Source organism: Verrucosispora sp. WMMA2044 (assembly GCF_027497155.1).
GTDB classification, from domain to species: Bacteria; Actinomycetota; Actinomycetes; order Mycobacteriales; family Micromonosporaceae; genus Micromonospora; species Micromonospora palythoicola.
Genome location: NZ_CP114913.1, coordinates 3,816,438 through 3,836,177 on the forward strand (window position 1 = coordinate 3,816,438; position 19,740 = coordinate 3,836,177).

The window sequence follows — 19,740 nt, forward strand, 5'->3', positions numbered from 1 at the left end:
GTCAGCCCCGGTCGACCGGTCGCGCGGACAACTCGTGCACCAGGGCGACCACCCGGGTCAACACCTCCGGGTCGGTCTCCGGCAGCACACCGTGGCCGAGGTTGAACACGTGCCCCGGAGCGGCCCGGCCCTGCTCCAGGATCCGGCGCACCTCGGCCTCCACCACCGGCCACGGAGCCAGCAGCAGGGTCGGGTCGAGGTTGCCCTGCACCGCCCGGTCCGACCCGATCCGGCGGGTCGCGACGTCCAGCGGCGTACGCCAGTCGACGCCGACCACGTCGGCGCCGGCCTCGCCCATCGCGCCGAGCAGTTCGGCGGTGCCCACCCCGAAGTGGATCCGGGGCACGCCGGTGTCGGCGAGCCCGGTCAGCACCTTCGTCGAGTGGGGCAGCACGAACCGGCGGTAGTCGGCCTCGGAGAGCGCGCCGGCCCACGAGTCGAACAGCTGCACCGCCGACACCCCGGCTTCGATCTGCACCCGCAGGAACGCCAGGGTCACCTCGGCCAGCCGGTCGGCGAGGGTGTGCCACAGCTCGGGCTCACCGTGCATCAGCGCCTTCGTCTTGGCGTGGGTACGCGACGGACCACCCTCCACCAGGTAGCTGGCCAGCGTGAACGGGGCCCCGGCGAAGCCGATCAGCGGGGTGTCGCCCAGTTCCTTGACCAGCAGCCGGACCGCCTCGTCGACGTAGTCGACGTCGTCGCGGCCGATGGGCCGGATCCGTTCGACGTCGGCGGCGGTACGCACCGGTTCGGCCACCACCGGACCGGTGCCGGGCACGATGTCCAGGTCGACCCCGGCGGCGGCCACCGGCACCACGATGTCGCTGAACAGGATCGCCGCGTCCACGTTGTGCCGGCGTACCGGCTGAAGGGTGATCTCGGTGACCAGGTCGGGCCGGCGGCACGACTCCAGCATCGCCACGTTGGCCCGGATCTCGCGGTACTCCGGCAGCGACCGGCCCGCCTGGCGCATGAACCAGACCGGGGTGTGCGGAACCGGCCTGCGGCGGCACGCCCGCACGAAGGGCGAATCGGCGGGCCCGCCGGGGCGGGATTCGTCGTCTCGGGCGGCGGTGCCCGTGGTGTCGGTGGTCATCGCGGCAATCGTGCCACGCGGCCGATCGTCACCCCCCGCCCACCGCCACATTTGTGACGTGAGAGGAGAAGCACGCCGTCGACAGTCATGGATCATCGGGGCGTCGGCTCGGCGTGCCGACGCGACCGAACCGGTACGGCGGCCTAGGCTGCGGGACATGGCCCCCCCGATCGCGCTTCCGGACACGTTCGCCCGCGCGGTCGCGGGTCTCCGGTCGGCGACGCCCCGGCCGGAGATCCTGCTGGAGGAGGTGGGGGCGCCGCAGCGGCTGGCCCCCTACTCCTTCGCGCTCTCCGCCTCCGTGCTGCGCGACGGTGACGAGGTGGCGTCCGGGCGGCTGATCCTGCTGCACGATCCGGCCGGGCACGAGGCGTGGCAGGGCACGCTGCGGCTGGTCACCTACGTGACCGCCGAGATGGAGGTCGACCTCGCCGCCGACCCGCTGCTGCCCGGCGTGGGATGGACCTGGCTCACCGACGCCCTCGACGCCCAGGACGCGGGGTACCGGGCCATCGGCGGGACGATCACGCAGACGATGTCGACCCGGTTCGGTGAGCTGGCCGGCCCGCCCGCGACCGGCGACGTGGAGATCCGCGCCTCCTGGACACCGACCGGCGTCGACCTCGCCGCGCACCTGGACGCCTGGTGCACCCTGCTGGCCTCCACCGCCGGCCTGCCGCCGCCCGGCGTCATCGCCCTGCCGGAGCGCCGCCCGGCCGCCGCCGGCTGAGTCGGCCGCGCCTCTCCCGGCCGGTCAGCCGACACGCGGCGGGGCGGGTGGCGGCACTCGATCCACTCGGGCACTAGGGTTGTCAGGTGACCGACGAACCACCCCTGCGCCGTCGGGCCGCCGCAAGCCGTACGGGAAACGACACGCAGCACCCGCCGTCGGCGCGGTCGGAGCCCTCGGACGCGGGGACCGAGCCCACCGGCGGCGAGTCCGTGCCGCTGACCGCGCCCCGCGAGGGCACCCCCGAGCCAGTCGCCACCCCGGATCAGCTCGCCGAGGTGGTGGCGCGTTTCGCCGGCGGTGCCGGCCCGGTGGCCCTGGACGCGGAACGCGCCTCCGGCTACCGGTACAGCCAGCGCGCGTACCTCGTACAGCTGCGTCGCGCCGGTGCCGGCACCGCATTGATCGACCCCTTGCCGCTGCCCGACCTGAGCACCCTCGACGCCGCGATCGCCGAGACGGAGTGGGTGCTGCACGCGGCGAACCAGGATCTGCCCTGCCTCGCGGAGTTGGGGCTGCGGCCACGCCGGCTGTTCGACACCGAGTTGGCGGCGCGGCTGGCCGGCTTCGAGCGGGTGGGTCTCGCCGCCCTCACCGAGCAGTTGCTCGGATTCAGCCTGGAGAAGCACCACTCCGCGGCGGACTGGTCGAGCCGGCCACTGCCCGAGTCCTGGCTGACCTACGCCGCGCTGGACGTCGAGCTGCTGACCGACCTGCGCGACGCGCTCGACGCGGAGCTGGTTCGGCAGGGCAAGTCCGAGTGGGCGGCGGAAGAGTTCGCCGCGCTCGTGGCCAGTGGCACCCGACCGCCCCGGGTACGCGCCGAACCGTGGCGACGGACGTCCGGGATCCACCGGGTGCGGGGCGCGCGGGCACAGGCCCGGGTCCGTTCCCTGTGGTACGCCCGGGACCAGATCGCCGCTCGGCGGGACTCGGCACCGGGCCGGGTGCTGCCCGACTCGGCCATCGTCGCGGCGGCGGAGTTGGATCCGAGAGACGAGAAGGCGTTGCTCACCCTGCCCGGCTTCGGCGGCCGGTCGGTGCGGCGGTTGGCGCGTACCTGGCTGGCGGCGCTGGACGACGCGCGGCAGTTGCCGGACGACGCCCTGCCGGTGGCGCCGACCGTGGAGGGCCCACCCCCGCCGCACCGGTGGGCCGAACGGGACCCGGTTGCCGCCGCCCGGCTGACCCGCTGCCGGGAGGTGGTGTTGCGGGTGGCCGGCGAGCACAACCTGCCCCCGGAGAACCTGATCTCGCCCGACACCATCCGCCGGGTCGCCTGGCAGCCCCCCGAGGAGATCACCGAGGCCACCGTCGCCGAGGCCCTGCGCGCCCACCACGCCCGCGATTGGCAGATCACCCTCCTCCTCCCCCACCTCCCCACCGCCCTCACCCCCACCTCCTGACAGCGCCCCCGCCCGCACCCCCGCCCGGTTCCAACCCGGCGCGCGGGCACGGGCGGGAGCCCGGTGGGTGTGGGATGGGTTACAGGGGGAGGTGGCGCGGGGGTTATTACTGGCGAGTAGCATCGGGGAAACGCCAGTGCTGGCGACCTTTGTCCGGTCCGTCGCGCGCCTCGGGCGACACGAACCGGATCGTGGTCGAATAGGAGGCTCATCGTGCCCCGTGAAGTCCGGGATGTCGTCTTCGTCGACGGCGTCCGCACCCCCTTCGGCAAGGCGGGTGGCATGTACGCCAACACCCGCGCCGACGACCTGGTGATCCGCTGCATCCGCGAACTGCTGCGCCGTAACCCGCAACTGCCGCCGGAGCGGGTCGAGGAGGTGGCGATCGCCGCCACCACCCAGATCGGCGACCAGGGCCTGACCATCGGCCGCACCGCCGCGCTGCTGGCGGGCCTGCCCAAGACCGTTCCGGGCTTCGCCATCGACCGGATGTGTGCCGGGGCCATGACCGCCGTGACCACCGTCGCGGGCGGCATCGCCATGGGCGCGTACGACATCGCGATCGCCGGTGGCGTCGAGCACATGGGCCGGCACCCGATGGGCGAGGGTGTCGACCCGAACCCGCGCATCATCGCCGAGAAGCTTGTCGACCCGTCCGCGCTGGTGATGGGCTCCACCGCGGAGAACCTGCACGACCGGGTCCCGCACATCACCAAGCAGCGCACCGACGCGTTCGCGCTCGCCTCGCAGCAGAAGACCGCGAAGGCGTACGCCAACGGCAAGCTCCAGGACGACCTGGTGCCGGTGGCGATCCGCGATGAGGAGAACGGCTGGGGCCTGGCCACGGTGGACGAGGCGCCCCGGGACACCTCGATGGAGAAGCTCGCCACCCTCAAGACCCCGTTCCGTCCGCACGGCAAGGTCACCGCGGGCAACGCGGCCGGTCTGAACGACGGCGCCACCGCCAGCCTGCTCGCCGACGAGGCCACCGCCCGCGAGTTGGGCCTGCCGGTGGCGATGCGGCTGGTGTCGTACGGCTTCGTCGGCGTCGAGCCGGAGGTGATGGGGGTCGGCCCGATCCCGTCGACCGAGAAGGCGCTGCGCATCGCCGGCCTGACCATCGACGACATCGGCCTGTTCGAGCTGAACGAGGCGTTCGCCGTGCAGGTGCTCGCCTTCCTCGACCACTTCGGCATCGCCGACGACGACCCGCGGGTCAACCCGTGGGGCGGCGCCATCGCCATCGGGCACCCGCTCGCCTCCTCCGGCGTACGGCTGATGACCCAGCTCGCCCGGCAGTTCGCCGAGCACCCGGAGGTCCGTTACGGCATCACCGCCATGTGCATCGGCATCGGCATGGGCGGCACCGTGATCTGGGAGAACCCGAACTGGGAGGGTGGAGACAAGTGAGCCTCACCGCACCGAACGAGGTGGTCACCAAGGCGCTGCTGCGGCAGGTGAACGTGCCGGGGCTGGACCGCCCGGCCGCCCTGATCACCCTCGACAACGGATTCGACCACACCAAGCCGAACACCTTCGGCCCCGGCGGCCTGACCAGCCTGGACGAGGCGATCAGCGCCGCGCTCGCGGCCGACCCGGCGTTCATCGCGGTCACCGGCAAGCCGTACATCTTCTGTGTCGGCGCGGACATCACCGGCCTGCCGCAGCTCGCGGACCGCGAGCAGGCGCTGGAGATCGGCCGGCTGGGTCACCGGGTCTTCGCCCGGCTCAAGGACAGCTCCGTACCGACCTTCGCCTTCGTCAACGGCGCGGCGATGGGCGGCGGCCTGGAGCTGGCGCTGCACTGCCACTACCGGACCCTGTCGGCCGGCGCGGCGGCGCTGGCGCTGCCGGAGGTCTCGCTCGGGCTGATCCCGGGCTGGGGCGGCACCCAACTGCTGCCGAACCTGATCGGCATCCCGGCCGCCACCCAGGTGATCATCCAGAACCCGTTGATGCAGAACAAGATGCTCAAGCCGAAGCAGGCGGCCGAGCTGGGCATCGCGGACGTGCTGCTGGAGCCGGCCGACTTCCTGGAGCGGTCGCTGGAGTGGGCCGCCGGTGTCGTCCGGGGCCAGGTCGAGGTGACCCGGCCCGAGGTCGACAAGGACATGTGGGCGGGCGTGCTCTACTTCGCCCGGCAGACGCTGGACCAGCGGCTGCACGGCGCGGTACCGGCCGCGTACAAGGCGCTCGATCTGCTGGAGACGGCGAAGGACGCCGACTTCACCACCGGCACCGCGGCGGAGGACGAGGCCCTGGCCGACCTGGTCTTCTCCGAGGAGCTGCGCAGCGGCCTGTACGCCTTCGACCTGGTGCAGCGGCGGGCCAAGCGGCCGGCCGGCGCGCCGGACAAGGGCCTGGCCCGGCCGGTGACGAAGGTCGGCATCGTCGGCGCCGGTCTGATGGCCAGCCAGCTGGCGCTGCTGTTCGCCCGCCGCCTCCAGGTGCCGGTCGTGCTGACCGACCTGGACCAGTCGCGGGTCGACAAGGGCGTGGGCTACGTGCACACCCAGATCGAGAAGGCGGTCAGCAAGGGCCGGATGGACAAGGGCACGGCCGCGAAGCTGTACGGCCTGGTGTCCGGCTCGGTCGACAAGTCCGTCTTCGCCGACGCCGACTTCGTCATCGAGGCGGTCTTCGAGGACCTGAACGTCAAGAAGCAGGTCTGGGCCGAACTGGAGAAGATCGTCAAGCCGGAGGCGGTGCTCGCCACCAACACCTCCTCGTTGTCGATCACCGAGATGGCGGCGGAGCTGGAGCACCCCGAGCGGGTGGTCGGCTTCCACTTCTTCAACCCGGTAGCGGTACTGCCGCTGCTGGAGATCGTCCGGGGCGAGCGGACCGACGACGCCACCCTGGCAACCGCGTTCGCGGTCGGCAAGCAGCTCAAGAAGTCGAGTGTGCTGGTGAAGGACGCCCCCGCGTTCGTGGTGAACCGGCTGCTGACCCGCTTCCTGGGCACCGTGTTCGCCGCCGTCGACGCCGGCACCCCGCTGGAGGTGGCGAACCGCGCGCTGGACCCGCTGGGTCTGCCGATGCGTCCCCTCGCCCTGCTCCAGTTGGTCGGGCCGGCCGTCGCGTACCACGTGGGCGGCACCCTGCACGCGGCGTTCCCGGACCGGTTCGGGGTCAGCGAGAACCTCAAGCGGATCGCCGACTCCGGCCAGCCGATCGTGGTCGACGACGAGATCAACGCCGAGGTGGCGAAGCTGCTGGTGGTCGGCGACCAGCCGCTCACCGAGGAGCAGGTACGCCGCAACGCGCTCGACGCGCTGGCGCAGGAGATCCGGCTGATGCTGGACGAGGGCGTCGTCGCCGAGGCGCAGGACATCGACCTGTGCATGATCCTCGGTGCCGGTTGGCCGTTCCACCTGGGCGGCGTCACGCCGTACCTGGACCGGACCGGCACCAGCGAGCGGGTCACCGGTAAGCGGTTCCTGCCGCGCGGCGCGGCCAGCCTGGCCGGCTGAGCGGCAAACGACACCGATCGCGGTGGTCGCCCGACCAGGGCGGCCACCGCGAATCGCGTTCTCGTGGTGCTGCTGGTGCGGATGCGACACCTGGCTACGATGACCGATCCACCCGAACCCAGGAGCTGACCGCATGTCCCACCCCTCGGACGAGCACCACAACCCGCCGCCCGCCGGCCCGTACCCACCCCCGGGTACGTACCCGAACCCGGCCCCGGGGGCGTACCCCCAGCCGGGCCAGGCGCCGTACCCTCAGCCGGGCCAGGCGCCGTACCCACCGGCCGGCACCCAGCCGGCCCCGCCGCAGCCGCCCGGCGGCCAACCGGTGCCCGGCACCTACCCTCCGCCCGCCTACCCACCACCCGGCCAGCCGTACCCAACCGGTTCAGGCTTCCCCGGCCCGGGGCCGGCCGGTCCGGGATTCGCTGCTCCAGGGCTCGCCGATGCAGGGCCGGTCGGTGCAGGGCCGGTCGGTGCAGGGCCGGTCGGTGCAGGGCCGGTCGGTGCAGGGCCGGTCGGTGCAGGGCCGGTCGGTGCAGGGCCGGTCGGTGCAGGGCCGGTCGGTGCAGGGCCGGTCGGTGCAGGGCCGGTCGGTGCAGGGCCGGTCGGTGCAGGGCCGGTCGGTGCAGGGCCGGTCGGTGCAGGGCCGGTCGGTGCAGGGCCGGTCGGTGCAGGGCCGGTCGGTGCAGGGCCGGTCGGTGCAGGGCCGGTCGGTGCAGGGCCGGTCGGTGCAGGGCCGGTCGGTGCAGGGCCGGTCGGTGCAGGGCCGGTCGGTGCAGGGCCGGTCGGTGCAGGGCCGGTCGGTGCAGGGCCGGTCGGTGCAGGGCCGGTCGGTGCAGGGCCGGTCGGTGCAGGGCCGGTCGGTGCAGGGCCGGTCGGTGCAGGGCCGGTCGGTCCGCCGAAGAAGAAGTTCCGGGTCTGGATGATCGTACTGATCGTTCTCGCGGTCCTGCTGGTGCTCTGCGGCGGGGGTGGCGCCGCCATCTGGTTCGCGGTCAAGGACGACGTCAGCGAGGCCGTGGACGCTTCCCGGACCCGGATGGTCGCCCCGGCCACCCTGGCCGGCCGGCCCAAGAACACGGACCCGGAGTTGCAGCGGGCGGCCGATGAGATGGTCAGCGAAATTCGGTCCACGGTGAGCAACGAGACCAGCGCGGTGGGTGCCTTCTACGGTGACCCGGCCGGCGAGGACCTCGTCATGATCACAGGCGCGTCCGGCCTGATGTCCGACCCGAAGCAGGAACTAGATGCGGCGGTCCAGGGCCTCTCCGCCGACTTGGGCCTCAGCAACATGACCTCGGTCGATCCAGGTCCGCTCGGCGGTGAGGCCAGCTGCGGCGACGGCCTGACCGAGGACGTGCCGCTCGGTGTCTGCACCTGGGCCGACCGGGGCAGCGTCGGCCTGATCGTGATGTTCTTCTCGTCTCGCGCCGACGCCCAGGCCGAGTTCGTCACCATTCGCAGCCAGATCCAGCAGCGCGACTGATCGCAGCCGGCAACAGGGCGGCGGAGGCGACCCCGCCAGCCCTGTTGCCGGCCGTTTCGCGTCGCGCGCCGGGGTCGGTGGTGTACGACAGGCGCCGCGTCAGGAGGCGGATGCGTCGTAGTCGTCGCGGTGCGCGAGAACCTCGCCCATATTGGCCTGAGCCCAGTACCTGATCTCGCGTGTCGTGCGGTGGAGCGACAGACCGAGGTCGGTCAGCTCGTAGGTGACGGTGACCGGGACGGTCGGCGTCACGGTACGGGTGAGCAGGCCGTCACGTTCAAGCGAACGCAGGGTCTGGGTCAGCATCTTCTGACTGACCCCGGCCAGCAGGCGAGCAAGCTCGGAGTACCGCATCGCCCTCGGCCCGTCCGAACCGCCGGGTTGCGGGGAGGCGTCGCCGCCCAACGCGCACAGGATCAGCACGACCCACTTGTCCGAGATCCGATCGAGCAGTTGGCGGCTGGGGCAGGCTGCGAGGAACGCGTTGTAGTCCGCTCTGGCCTGCGCCTGCCGCTGAGCTGCCCTCATCGTGGTCATTGCCGTCCTCTCGCTGCTGGGGCGTTACGCACTTTGAAGTGCCTACTTCCCGATGGAAAGTGGCTCTCCAAGAATGATGCGGGCAAGCAAGACATGCCACCGTCTCTCCAGCGAGGAAGCGACACCATGAGCACCCGCACCACTCCCCTTCCCGGCGGCACCTGGACACTTGGCGATCGGGCAGTCACCCGTTTCGGGTACGGTGCCATGCAACTCGCCGGGCCATGGGTGATGGGGCCACCCGCCGACCGCGACGGCGCCCTGGCCGTGCTGCGCGAAGCCGTCGACCGGGGAATCACCCACATCGACACGAGCGACGCCTACGGGCCGCGCGTCACCAACGAGCTGATCCGCGAAGCACTGCACCCCTACCCCGAGTCGCTGCTCATCGCCACCAAGGTCGGGGCGAACCGCGACGCACAGGGCGGCTGGCCGACGGCCCGCCGACCCGAGGATCTTCGCCGGCAGGTCCACCAGAACCTGCGCTCCCTCGGGGTCGACACCCTCGATCTGGTCAACATGCGGATGGGTGACGCCGAAGGCCCCCAGCCCGGCTCGATCACCGAGGCGTTCGAGACGCTCGCCGCGCTCCAGCAGCAGGGCCTGATCCGTCACCTTGGCGTCAGCAACGTCACCGCAGAGCAGGTCGCCGAGGCCCGGGCCGTCGCCCCGGTGGTGTGCGTGCAGAACCTGTACAACCTCGCCCACCGCCACGACGACGACCTCGTCGAGCAGCTCGCCGCCGACGGCATCGCCTACGTGCCGTTCTTCCCGCTCGGCGGCTTCTCGCCGGTGCAGTCCAAGGCACTCTCGGCCGTCGCCGCCCGGCTGAACTCGACACCGATGTCCGTCGCCCTCGCCTGGCTGGTGCAGCGCGCACCGAACATCCTGCTGATCCCCGGCACCTCGAAGGTGGCACACCTACGCGAGAACATCGTCGGCGCGGGGCTCTCGCTGTCCGCCGAGGACGTCGCCACGCTGGACGGCATCGGCCGCTGATCGGTACGCAGGGCTGACATCGGAGCGGCGGGGTGCCGCTCCGATGTCACGCGTCGCTCCGCTCAGCCGTCCGTCCCGGGGCCTTCCGCCGTTTGCCCGGCCGCCGCCTTCTCGGCAGCGCTGCGCAGTACGCAGAACTCGTTGCCCTCCGGGTCGGCGAGCACCACCCAACCGGCACCGGTCGGCCCGATGTGGTCGGCGACGTGCCGGGCCCCGATGCCGAGCAGCCGCTCGACCTCCTCGTCCCGGGTCCGGTCGGTCGGTTCCAGGTCGAGGTGCAGTCGGTTCTTCACCGTCTTGCCCTCGGGTACCGCCAGGAACAGCACCTCCGGACCGCCTGGCGGCAGCAACATGGCCTCCGGGTCGCCCGGGAAGTCGTCCGGTTGGCGGGGGCACTCGAAGACCTGGGCCCAGAAACCGGCCAGGGCGTACGTGTCGTGACAGTCGATTCCGATGTTGTGGATCCGTGCGCTCATGTGTCGTCCTCGTGGTCTTCGCCACCGACTGAGTAGCCCCACCGGCCGCCGTCCGCCCGTGCCGACAAGCCTGCGACAGGCTGGACGTGGCACGGCGGGATCGGAGGCGGCCTTGCGGGCACGGACGTCGGGGCGGTCAGAACTGGCGTGACTGGTCCGCTGAGTTGCGGGACAGCGATCCCGCTTGAGGTGCCCCGCGAAGGTGAGCGGTCAGCCGGCAGAGCGGGGCGCGGACAGCATCATGGTGAACATCGACGCACCCCCCTCCTCGATCGAGCTGACCCGAAGATCTTTGCACTAGTGATCCCGGGCTGCAACCATAGCGCGTCACAAAACACAGACCTGCACCAACTGTCGATATAAGGTCACGATTACCGTCGGCCAGGGCACCGGGGCCCCTCCTTCCAGGCGAGGGCTCGGCAGTTGTTGAGCCTGGGACGAGCCCGGAACGCCGAAGGATTTGCCCGATAGCCGGCACGAGCCGCAGATCCCCGGGCCGAGCCATCGGTCTCGGTCGCTTAATCGGATTTGCCGGCCCCACCGACAACAGTGGCGGTGATCCCGGGCGGCGGAGTTACCGCCCGAGATCACCAGCCAGCCGGTTACTTACAATTGCTCGTTCCGGTGGTGCCTCTGCTTCTTGGCAAGAGTGGATGCGGCGAGCCCAACCGCAAACATAGCCGGGACACCCGCCACAATCCCCATCCACAAGGGGCTGCCTGTAATGAGGCAGTAGATCAGCGCCGCAGGAATCCACGCCGCAGCGACACCTAGTACAATTTTGGCAGTTTCACTCTTCAAAGTCGGCTCCTAGCTTGTCGGCTACCGGGGCGGGATACTAGTACCCATCCGCTTCAGCCTCTTCCTCCACGTAGGCACCTGCTGCGACGCCCAAAGTGAAGCATCCGGCCGCACCGACCGCTCCAACCCCACCAGTCGCCATCGTGATTACCGCCGTGCAGGAATAGGTAACAGCACCTGTGGTGATTCCCCCCATAAATTTGGCCCAGAAATCCTGACCCGAAGGATCGACATAGTTCGTTGGATTGCCTCCCGCATATGCGTATCGGTTGCCGCGCTGCGTGCTGCCGATGAAGCTGAGGTTGTCCTGCTGGGTGAAGCGGCCCTGGGTGGGGTTGTACCAGCGCTGGCCGTATTTGGTGTAGGCGGTTGCCGGGTCGTAGGTGCCGCCAGCGTATCGGAGGATGTTGGCCTGCCCGAGGCCCGTTTCTGAGGCGCTGAGGGTGTTGCCGTAGGGGTCGTAGGTGTAGTTGGCGGACAACGAGCCATCGGCTTTGACGGCGGCGACGACGGAGCCAAGGCCGTCTAGGACGAAGGCGTGGTCGGTGGTGCCGATGCGCAGGCCGAGCGGGGTGCCGAGGCCGTCGCGCTCGACGTAGGCGTTCAGGTTGACGCCGTTCTTCCAGGACTGGAGCCACGGCATGCCGTGTTGGTCTTCGTACCCGTAGGTCAGGTTGATTCCACCGGCACGGGTGAGTTCGACCTGGTCGGTGCCGGCGTAGCCGTAGGTGGTGGTGCCGGTGGTGGTGGCAGTGGTCATCTGTCGGGCGGCGTTGTAACCGATGCCGCTGACCGCCGGCGTGCTGGTCCGGGTCTGGTTGCCGCGGGTGTCGTAGGTGTTGTTAGTGGTGGTGACCTGGTTGGCGCTGTTGTAGGTCAGGGTCTGGGTGGTGGTGCCGTCGACCTTGACGGTCTCCCGGTTGCCGTTGGTGTCATAGGTGTAGTCGTAGGTCTTGGCATGATGGTTGGCGGCCTTGGTGAGTCGGTCGCCCTTGTCGTAGGTGTACTGGGTGACCTGTCCGCTGGCTTCGTGCTTCTGCCACTGCCGTAGGCCGGTGTCGTCGGCCTTTGCGGTGGAGCAGGGCTGCCCGGAGACGTACTTCGCGTAGCAGTACGTGACGTCGAAGACGGTGGCGGGAGTGGCTGAATTGCGGGTGGCGGTGATGCGCTTGGGCCGGTCGGACTTGTCGTACGTGGTAGTGACGCGCAAGGCCCAGGTGCTGTTGGTGTCGTTTGTGGCGAACCACATGTTGGTGCGGTTGCCGTCCTTGTCGTAGGCGAAGTTGTAGCGGGTGCCGCCGGCGGTGTCCATCCGGACCAGCCAGTTGCGGGTGTTGTAGTAGTACTTCGTGGTGCCGCGCCCGTCGACGATTTCGTCGAGGTTGCCGGCGGCGTCGGGGCGGTAGGTCTGCTCCGGGGTGCCGGGGGCGGTGCGCTTGCGCAGGCGGTTGAGCTGGTCGTACTGGTACAGGGTGGTGCCGGTTACATCGGTACGGATCAGCAGGTTCCCGGAGCCACCGTGCTCGTAGGTGACCGTGCCGGTGGCGGCGCAGCCGGAATAGCTGGTCTTCGTCATCCGGTCGTCGAGGCTGTATTCGTAGGTGGTGGTGCAACCCCCTGCGGTCTCGGTGCGCAGCCGGCCGTATGTGTCGTAGGTGAACGTCTTCGCCGACAGATTGTTACCGGTCGGCGGCGTCATCGTCTTGAGTTGCTTGTCGCTGTCGTAGCTGTAGGTCGTGGAGTTGGTGCCGTTCCCGGGGTCGGTGGACGACTTGACGGTGCCGTCGCTGTTGTAGTCGACCTTCGCCTCGGCGGCGAGGGCGTCCTCGCTGGAGGTCTTGTTGCCGGCACCGTTGTACGTGTAGGTCGAGCTGTTGCCCTGCGTGTTGATTGACGACGACGGCTGGAAGTTCGCTGTCGGATTCGTCGAGGTCGCCGTGTTCGCGTACGCGGCCGACGCGCTGGCGCCGGTGGGCGACTCGGACTTCGTCTGGGATTGGCCGCTGTTGGCGCCGTGCGTGTTGGTGGTGGTGCCGCCCTCGGCGGAGACGCTCGTCGCGACGTCGCTGAACGGGGTGTACGTCTTGCTACGGCTGTTTCCGGCCGGGTCGGTGACCTTCGTGACCCGCTTGTTGGAGTTCAGCTCGTAGGTGGTGTGCGGCACCGAGGTGACCGGCAGCGACAGATCCTGCCGGGGGTCAGCCACGTCGGTGACCGTGGAACTGGTGTAGGCCAGGCGGGTGGTGGAGCCCTTCATCGTGGCGTTGTCGGTGACCTGGGTCAGCGAGGTCACCCGATGCTGCCCGTCGTAGGTGATCGTGACGAAGGTGTCGTCCTCCATGAGGATCTTCGTCAGGTCACCGGAGCCGTCGTACTCGAAGGACACCTTGCGCCAGGTCGCACTCTGGATCGTCTTCAGTCGGTTGTTGGCGTCGTAGACGTACGACACGTCACGCCAGTTGCCGTCGCTGCCGGTGTGCCGGTAACGGGTCAGCCGGTCACCGGTGTAGGTCACCGCTGCCGTGCGCACCGACCCGACGCCCCGGTTCGAGGTCACGGTCGACATCTTCCCCCCGCTGTAGGAGAAGTCGACGATGTTGTCGTTTCGATCCTCGGTCTTGTCCAGCACCCCGTCCGAGGTAAAGAACAACTCCTTGCCGCTGTCGTTCTCGGTCAGCTTCCAGCCCGTGCCGTTGCGGGCCAGCTTCGCCTTGAACTCACCCGGCGAGGTGTAGCCCGAGCCCGACGCGGTGAACTTCCCGACCACCCCGTCGGCGGCCACGTAGGTGACCGAGTTGTCGTCGGTGGCCTCGATCAGCCGTACGTCCACTCCCGAGCGGGTCCGCCACCCTGGGCCGTGCGCCCCGTTGGCGATGTCGCTGCCCAGGAGCAGGCTGTTGAACGACGCCCCGAGGGTCACGTTCTCCGCGATCCCCGGCAGCGTCAACTCCGTGCTGGTCAACAGCAGATTCCCGGAGCCGACGTTCACCTTCGCCTGCAGTCGGTCGGTCAACGAGAACGACAACTGCGTACCGTTGCGCACCGGCCCGGTGCCCTTCGGCACCGACGGTGCCGCCCCCGCCGCCATCGCCCGCGCCACCGGCTCAGACGCGGAGTCGAACAGCCACACGTTCGGCCCCGACTGCGGCGACACCACCGGCTCAATTCCGGCGGACGGCGGAACCGCAGCCTCCGGTGCCGCCGCCTGCACCGGCAGCGCAACCAGGGTCGACGCGGCGATGAACACCGACGCCACCCCGACACTTACCTGACGAGATAACACGCATCCTCCCAATGTGAAATCCAATGTGAAATTCGGCGGGCCGATCCCGCCGAATGAACAACCACCTTCGAATCGCCGACAAAGCGCACGGTGCCGCGCGACGCATCCCAAGACTGGTAATGCACCGCTCAGCAGATAGAACTAGGCGACTTGCCTCAGTTCATCGTCCTTGTCAGGCGCCGAATCGTCCTGCCGATTCGACGGCAGCGACGCGAGAATGCGCAAATCGCGGTCGACTCTGCGAGACGCTCGAACCAACGCCCATGTGGCGTACAAACTCAGGAGAAGACAAAATAATCCGACAGCAGCCGCCCTCATGGACAGCGCACAATGGCATAGCGCACGAAGCTCCCCGTAACAGCTCGTCCAGCCGATAGTTGCTTCACGACAAGCTATAGCAGCTCTTGAATCAGGGCAATGCACGTTACAAATTGCACGGAGCTTCCCTCTCAAACCGGGCAATAAGAATCTTTGGTATCACAGTCAGTTACTTGTGACGGTCCTGTCTGAGTGACGTCGAAGAGGCATCTGACGGACAACCCGTACCCGACCCTGGCATCAGCCGACGAATGGCGTCACCGTCGCCTCCGCAGCGGTCGGGTTTGGCCGCCGAACCGGCCGGGGGATCGCGTCCTGCCTGCGCAGACATTCAGTCTCCGGGCAGATGCACCGGAAGCACTACTCTTCGGTGGGGATCTTCGACCCGCCGCAGTCGTGCTCGATGCCGGGCAGGATCGTCGGCACGCATCCCATGCACCGGGTCGCCGCGATGGGCTGCGCACGACGCACCCAGCCGACGATCCGCAGGTGCAGCTCCTGCGGCGACACGTCGGTCAGGTCGGCGATGGCGTCGTAGTAGTGGGCCGCCATCGCCAGGGACAGGCCGGACACATCCGAACCGTACGCGTGCAGCAGGTGGGCCCGGACGTGCCGCACGGCCACGCGTCGCCGCACCCGGCGCAGTCCCAGGAAGGGCGGTCCGGGTGGTGTCGGTCAGGATCGGTCGCGACGACGAACCGCAGCCGATCCCGTGACTCACTGTCGGTCATCGCGCGCCGGCCAGGCACGCCCTGTTGGCGGCGACCAGCACGTACGCCTCCCTGCAGTGATGGCGTCCGCATTCGGGATGCCGGTGGTCGCAGTCGTGCGCATGCGTCAGGACCAGTCCGGCGGCGACCTGCCGGCTCACCGCGACCACCGACACGAGGACGCCGCGCCCGGCGGCCCTGCCCGGCTCCGGATACCACTCGCCGGGCAGCAGAAGCAGCACCTGGCCGGGTGGCACGTCAAGGTCTACCGGCACGCCACACCACTCCTTCGTGGAAGGGCTGCGGCGACCGTGCGCCACCTTCGCCGACGGGGGATGCCACGTATGGCTGGCCCGGTCACCGCAGCCCTGAGGACGCCACAGCTACCCGCCTCGACCACGACGTCAGCGATCATGGCCATGGGCGTATCCACGACCGCATTGCACGGCACGGCACGTCGCTGGTGGGATGACGCTTTGCCGCTACGCCGACCGATCTGGCTGCCTCGACACCCGCCTGTGGGTGAGGGACTGGGAAACGGTCAACGGCACCTATGAGGGCCGCCCGATCGCGGCGATCCTGGATCGGGCGGACGAGACGGTCAGGCTCGCGGGAAACAGGGTCTGCGTTGGGCACGTCGGCGTGCTCTCCGGACGGGCACAGGCGCTCGCCGTTGCCGACCGGGTAACCGAGGCGAGATCAGCCCTTGCGGCGACGGCGGAGATGACCGACCGGATGCCGCCCGACACGGTGGCCGACGCCGACAGCATTTTCGGATTGGCCCGAGGTCAGGTTGCGGCACACCGAGTCGTACGTCTTGACCAACATCGGAGACACCGCCGCCGCAATGGCGGCGCAGGACCGGGCCTTGGAGCTTTACCCGACGGAACTGCGCCGAGAGCGGGCGCAGCTGCTCATGCACCGCGCGTCCTGTCTCATCCAGGATGGGGATGTCCCGGCCGGGCTCCGTTATGCCGCCGACGTACTCGACGGACTACCAGTCATTGATCACACAGTACTGCTGTACCAGGTGGCCCGGTCAGTGATCGAGGTAGTGCCCGAGCGGGAGCGACGCCGAATCGAGGCCATCGACCCGCGGGACCGGATCATCACACTGCCCACTGGATAGGGTGCTCGGCATGGGCCTCACCTGGACGCTCGCCGACGCGGACACGGCGCGGCCGGCCATGGCCATCGCCTACGCCCGGCACACCAGCCTGACCAGCGCTTTGGTGGCGGCCCTCGCCGACCTGTACGCGGTGGTGTACGCCGAACCTCCGTATGAAGAGGGGCCGGACGAGGTGGCCGGTTTCCGCGACGGCCTACCCGAGCAGGCCGAACGCAAGGGCTTCACCCTGCACACCGCCCACCAGGGTGATGTGTTGACCGGAGCCGCGTACGGATGGACGATGCCGGCCGGGGCGTGGTGACGCAACGCCGACCGGAATCCGCCCTGCGATCTCCACGCCGCCGACAAGCTCGCGGTCATGGAATGGATCGTCCATCCACGGTTCCGCCGTCGAGGTGTCGGTGCTGAGCTGATGCGACGCCTGCTCGACGGGCGGCCTGAGCCGGTCGCGACCCTGGCAGCCAACCCGGAGTCGGCCGCCCGAAGCATGTACGAGCGGGCCGGGTGGATGCGGGTCACGAAGTCGACGTTGCCGTGGGGCACGCCGATGGACGTATTGGTGTTGCGGCTATCCGCCGACAGCCTCGACGGCTGACGCCTGCTCAATGACCCCCGTGTCACCGACCACCGGAGCGGGCTCCAACGACGTCCCTGTCACACCTTGAGGAGATCGACGTCGTACATCGCTATCGACATGTCACGGGAGGCCAGCGTCAAGCCTTCGGCGGTCGCTTGCGCCACCAACATCCGATCGAAGGGGTCGCGGTGATGCAGTGGGAGACGGCCGGCGAGAATCGCGTGCCCGTGGGTCACCGCCAGTTCACGAAAGCCCATGTCCCGTACCCGCTCGGCGAGATCGGGCAGTCCGGCGAGTTTGCCGGCCGCCTGCTTGATGGTGATCTCCCACAGGCTGACCGGAGACAGGAAGATGTCCGGGTCGTGGCGAAGCCGCTCGAGGAACTCCGCGTCAAGAGTGTCATCACCAACGATGGCCCACAGTGCGACGTGGGTGTCGAGCAGCAAGCTCATGCGCCGATACCGAAATCGGTGGCGATCGGCGCGTTGGTCTGGGGCGAGTCCCAGTCACCCGACAGATCCACCTGCCCCGCGAGGGAGCCGATCGCGGTGCGGTTGACCCGCCGCACCAACGGCACGACTTTCGCCACCGGCGTGCCCGCCCGGTCGATGATGACCTCCTCGCCGCGTTCCACACGCTCGATGATGCGCGACAGATGGGTCTTGGCGTCATGCATGTTGTAGTGCACAGCGTCGGCCGACATGCCCACCTCCCAGGTTAGCTAGCACGTTAGTCTACCCCGCCTTTGCTGGGCCTTGGGCGGTACTCGCCGCGCCTCACCGGGCGGCTTCGGCAGCCGGCAGGCTGACGGTCACCTCCAGGCCGCCGCCGGGCTGCGCGACGGCGGTCACCGTGCCGCAGTGCGCGTCGCAGACCGCCCGCACGATGGACAGGCCGAGGCCCGACCCGCGTGCCCCGGTCCGTTCCCGGCCGCCCCGCCGGAAGGGCTCGAACAGCCCCGGCACGTCGGCCGGGTCCACCTCGAAGCCGGTGTTGCCGACCACCAGCCAGGACCGCTGCCCGTCCGAGCCGGTGTGCACCCAGAGCCGACCGTGCAGGTGGTTGTAGCGGACCGCGTTCTCGATCAGGTTGCCGGCCAGCCGGTCCAGCAGCCCGGGATCACCCACCACCGGCGCCGGCTTCAGCGACGTCTGGACCGCCAGCTTGATCCGCTCCACCTCCCGGCGTACGGCAGAGAGCGCGTTGACGGTGCCGGCGGCCAGGTCGAACTCGCTGCGCCGGCCGAGCCGTTGGCCGGCCTGCGCCTCGCTGCGCGCCAGCACCAACAGCGCGTCGACCAGACCGTTGGCGCGCTCGGAGGCGTCGCGGACCACGGTCGCCATCCGGCGGTACTCGGCCGTGTCCGCTTCGTCGTCGCTGAGCGTCACGTCGATTTCGGTACGCATCACCGCCAGCGGCGTACGCAGTTCGTGCGAGGCGTTGGCCACGAACCGTCGCTGCGCCTCGAAGGCGGCGGCGATCCGGTCCAGCATGGCGTCGAACGTGTCAGCCAACTCGGCCACCTCGTCGTCCGCCCCGGAGTAGCCGATGCGCTGGTCCAGCGTGGTCTCGCCGAGCCGGCGCGCGGTGGCGGTGACCTGGTGCAGCGGGCGTAACGCGCGCCCGGCGACCGCGTACGCCCCGACCACGCCGACGATGCCGATCGCCAGCAGCGCGGCCAGCCCCTTGGCCAGCAGTTCCCCGGAGGCCGCGTCGACGAGCCGCTGCTGCCATGCGGCGGCCTCCAGGGTGCTCCCGTCGGCGAGCACCACTGTGGTGCCGGGCAACAGCTCGTCGGTGGGGCGCAACGCGTCCCGCACCAGCAGCCAGGCCAGCAGCACCAGGATCGCGCCGGCACCGACCAGCAGCACGCCGTTGAGCAGGGTCAGCCGCAGCCGCAGCGTGGGACGTAGCCGCAGGGCGGGCCGCCGCAGCGCGGGCAGCCGGCGGCGCGCCGTACCCGTCACTGCACGACCTCGGCCGTCCGGTAGCCGGCGCCGACCACGGTCTCGATCAGCGGTGGGTCACCGAGCTTGCGACGTAACGTCATCACGGTGACCCGGACGATCGTGGTGAACGGATCGGTGTTGGCGTCCCAGACACGTTCCAGCAGTTCCTCGCTGGAGACCACCGCACCCCGGGCCTTGAGCAGCTCGCAGAGCACGCCGAACTCCTTGTTGGTCAACTCGACCGGCACTCCGCCGCGGGTGGCGGTGCGGCGGGCCGGGTCCACCACCAGGTCCGCGACCTCCAGCACCGGCGGGGCGGCCGGGGTGGCCCGCCGGCCGAGTGCCTGCACCCGGGCGACCAGTTCGTCGAAGGCGAACGGCTTCGGCAGATAGTCGTCGGCACCGAGTTGCAACCCCTCGACCCGGTCGGCGACCGTGCCGCTGGCGGTCAACATCAGCACCCGGGTCAGTTCGCCGGACGCGGCCAGCTCCGCGCAGATCTGGTCGCCGTGCCGGCCGGGCAGGTCACGGTCGAGCACCACCACGTCGTACCGGGTCACGAAGGCCATCTCGTGGCCACTGTCGCCGTCGTACGCGACGTCCACCGCCATGCCCCGTTTGCGCAGCCCCCGCGCTATCGCGTCGGCGAGGTTGCGCTCGTCCTCGACCACCAGTACCCGCATGCCCGCCTCTTTTCGCCCGCCGACCACCGACAACGTAACGCCGCCGACCAAGCCGGCCGGCACGGGTGCCGACCGGACCGGCCG

18 protein-coding genes and 1 pseudogene are annotated in these 19,740 nt (G+C 69.8%); 9 read left to right on the forward strand and 10 right to left on the reverse strand.

Features of this window, described 5'->3' with window-relative positions:
• Position 1: 1 nt before the first annotated feature.
• Positions 2 to 1,099: a uroporphyrinogen decarboxylase gene (gene hemE / locus O3597_RS17300; RefSeq protein ID WP_281601771.1), complete on the reverse strand. Its 1,098-nt coding sequence runs from the start codon at positions 1,097 to 1,099 to the stop codon at positions 2 to 4.
• 157 nt (positions 1,100 to 1,256) lie between these two features.
• Here hemE and O3597_RS17305 point away from each other — a divergent pair, with 157 nt between their 5' ends.
• The 6 genes from O3597_RS17305 (at position 1,257) to O3597_RS17330 (ending at position 8,194) form a co-directional block, all read left to right on the forward strand.
• Positions 1,257 to 1,829: a DUF3000 domain-containing protein gene (locus O3597_RS17305; protein WP_164445546.1), complete on the forward strand. Its 573-nt coding sequence runs from the start codon at positions 1,257 to 1,259 to the stop codon at positions 1,827 to 1,829.
• Positions 1,830 to 1,915: 86 nt separating this feature from the next.
• Entirely contained in the window at positions 1,916 to 3,235 is a 1,320-nt protein-coding gene (locus O3597_RS17310) for a ribonuclease D (RefSeq protein WP_281601772.1), read from the forward strand.
• Between the two features lie 213 nt (positions 3,236 to 3,448).
• Positions 3,449 to 4,645, forward strand: coding sequence for an acetyl-CoA C-acyltransferase (locus O3597_RS17315; RefSeq protein ID WP_164445547.1), 1,197 nt, complete (start codon positions 3,449 to 3,451; stop codon positions 4,643 to 4,645).
• The gene (locus O3597_RS17320; RefSeq protein ID WP_281601773.1) at positions 4,642 to 6,708 is read left to right on the forward strand and encodes a 3-hydroxyacyl-CoA dehydrogenase NAD-binding domain-containing protein; all 2,067 of its coding nucleotides are present in this window, start codon (positions 4,642 to 4,644) and stop codon (positions 6,706 to 6,708) included. Before O3597_RS17315 ends, O3597_RS17320 begins: the two co-directional genes overlap by 4 nt.
• 443 nt (positions 6,709 to 7,151) lie before the next feature.
• A complete protein-coding gene (locus O3597_RS17325) occupies positions 7,152 to 7,634 on the forward strand; it encodes a hypothetical protein (RefSeq protein WP_281601774.1) in 483 nt (160 codons plus the stop codon).
• Positions 7,631 to 8,194, forward strand: a complete 564-nt coding sequence (locus tag O3597_RS17330) for a hypothetical protein (RefSeq protein WP_281601775.1) — start codon at positions 7,631 to 7,633, stop codon at positions 8,192 to 8,194. The genes O3597_RS17325 and O3597_RS17330 overlap by 4 nt, the downstream gene beginning before the upstream one ends.
• Before the next feature lie 99 nt (positions 8,195 to 8,293).
• On the opposite strand, the gene O3597_RS17335 is transcribed toward O3597_RS17330, so the two are convergent.
• Positions 8,294 to 8,731 carry a helix-turn-helix domain-containing protein gene (locus O3597_RS17335; RefSeq protein ID WP_281601776.1) on the reverse strand — a complete coding sequence of 146 codons (438 nt, stop codon included), beginning with the start codon at positions 8,729 to 8,731 and terminating at the stop codon, positions 8,294 to 8,296.
• A gap of 126 nt (positions 8,732 to 8,857) precedes the next feature.
• Here O3597_RS17335 and O3597_RS17340 point away from each other — a divergent pair, with 126 nt between their 5' ends.
• Positions 8,858 to 9,730 (forward strand): aldo/keto reductase family oxidoreductase, encoded by an 873-nt coding sequence (locus O3597_RS17340; protein ID WP_281601777.1) that lies wholly within the window; start codon positions 8,858 to 8,860, stop codon positions 9,728 to 9,730.
• A gap of 62 nt (positions 9,731 to 9,792) precedes the next feature.
• Here O3597_RS17340 and O3597_RS17345 read toward each other — a convergent pair whose 3' ends face one another.
• The 4 genes from O3597_RS17345 to O3597_RS17360 all read right to left on the reverse strand — a co-directional run bounded on the left by O3597_RS17345 (position 9,793) and on the right by O3597_RS17360 (position 15,593).
• On the reverse strand, positions 9,793 to 10,206 hold the full coding sequence (locus O3597_RS17345) for a VOC family protein (RefSeq protein WP_281601778.1): 414 nt from the start codon (positions 10,204 to 10,206) through the stop codon (positions 9,793 to 9,795).
• An 838-nt stretch (positions 10,207 to 11,044) separates the two neighbouring features.
• Complete coding sequence (locus tag O3597_RS17350) at positions 11,045 to 14,254, reverse strand: RHS repeat-associated core domain-containing protein (protein WP_281601779.1); 3,210 nt, start codon at positions 14,252 to 14,254, stop codon at positions 11,045 to 11,047.
• Positions 14,255 to 14,968: 714 nt separating this feature from the next.
• Positions 14,969 to 15,244 (reverse strand): hypothetical protein, encoded by a 276-nt coding sequence (locus tag O3597_RS17355; RefSeq protein WP_281601780.1) that lies wholly within the window; start codon positions 15,242 to 15,244, stop codon positions 14,969 to 14,971.
• A 91-nt stretch (positions 15,245 to 15,335) separates the two neighbouring features.
• On the reverse strand, positions 15,336 to 15,593 hold the full coding sequence (locus O3597_RS17360; protein ID WP_281601781.1) for a hypothetical protein: 258 nt from the start codon (positions 15,591 to 15,593) through the stop codon (positions 15,336 to 15,338).
• Between the two features lie 864 nt (positions 15,594 to 16,457).
• Here O3597_RS17360 and O3597_RS17365 point away from each other — a divergent pair.
• On the forward strand, positions 16,458 to 16,748 hold the full coding sequence (locus O3597_RS17365; RefSeq protein ID WP_281601782.1) for a hypothetical protein: 291 nt from the start codon (positions 16,458 to 16,460) through the stop codon (positions 16,746 to 16,748).
• 54 nt (positions 16,749 to 16,802) lie between these two features.
• Positions 16,803 to 17,042: pseudogene (locus O3597_RS17370) on the forward strand (GNAT family N-acetyltransferase); the annotation flags it as partial.
• Between the two features lie 59 nt (positions 17,043 to 17,101).
• Here the strand turns inward: O3597_RS17370 and O3597_RS17375 are convergent.
• From O3597_RS17375 to O3597_RS17390, 4 genes are all read right to left on the reverse strand, one after another.
• Positions 17,102 to 17,476: a type II toxin-antitoxin system VapC family toxin gene (locus tag O3597_RS17375; protein ID WP_281601783.1), complete on the reverse strand. Its 375-nt coding sequence runs from the start codon at positions 17,474 to 17,476 to the stop codon at positions 17,102 to 17,104.
• Positions 17,473 to 17,727 (reverse strand): type II toxin-antitoxin system prevent-host-death family antitoxin, encoded by a 255-nt coding sequence (locus O3597_RS17380; RefSeq protein ID WP_281601784.1) that lies wholly within the window; start codon positions 17,725 to 17,727, stop codon positions 17,473 to 17,475. The genes O3597_RS17375 and O3597_RS17380 overlap by 4 nt, the downstream gene beginning before the upstream one ends.
• 73 nt (positions 17,728 to 17,800) lie before the next feature.
• The gene (locus O3597_RS17385) at positions 17,801 to 18,991 is read right to left on the reverse strand and encodes a HAMP domain-containing sensor histidine kinase (RefSeq protein WP_281601785.1); all 1,191 of its coding nucleotides are present in this window, start codon (positions 18,989 to 18,991) and stop codon (positions 17,801 to 17,803) included.
• Positions 18,988 to 19,656, reverse strand: a complete 669-nt coding sequence (locus O3597_RS17390; protein WP_164445553.1) for a response regulator transcription factor — start codon at positions 19,654 to 19,656, stop codon at positions 18,988 to 18,990. The genes O3597_RS17385 and O3597_RS17390 overlap by 4 nt, the downstream gene beginning before the upstream one ends.
• Positions 19,657 to 19,740 lie beyond the last annotated feature (84 nt).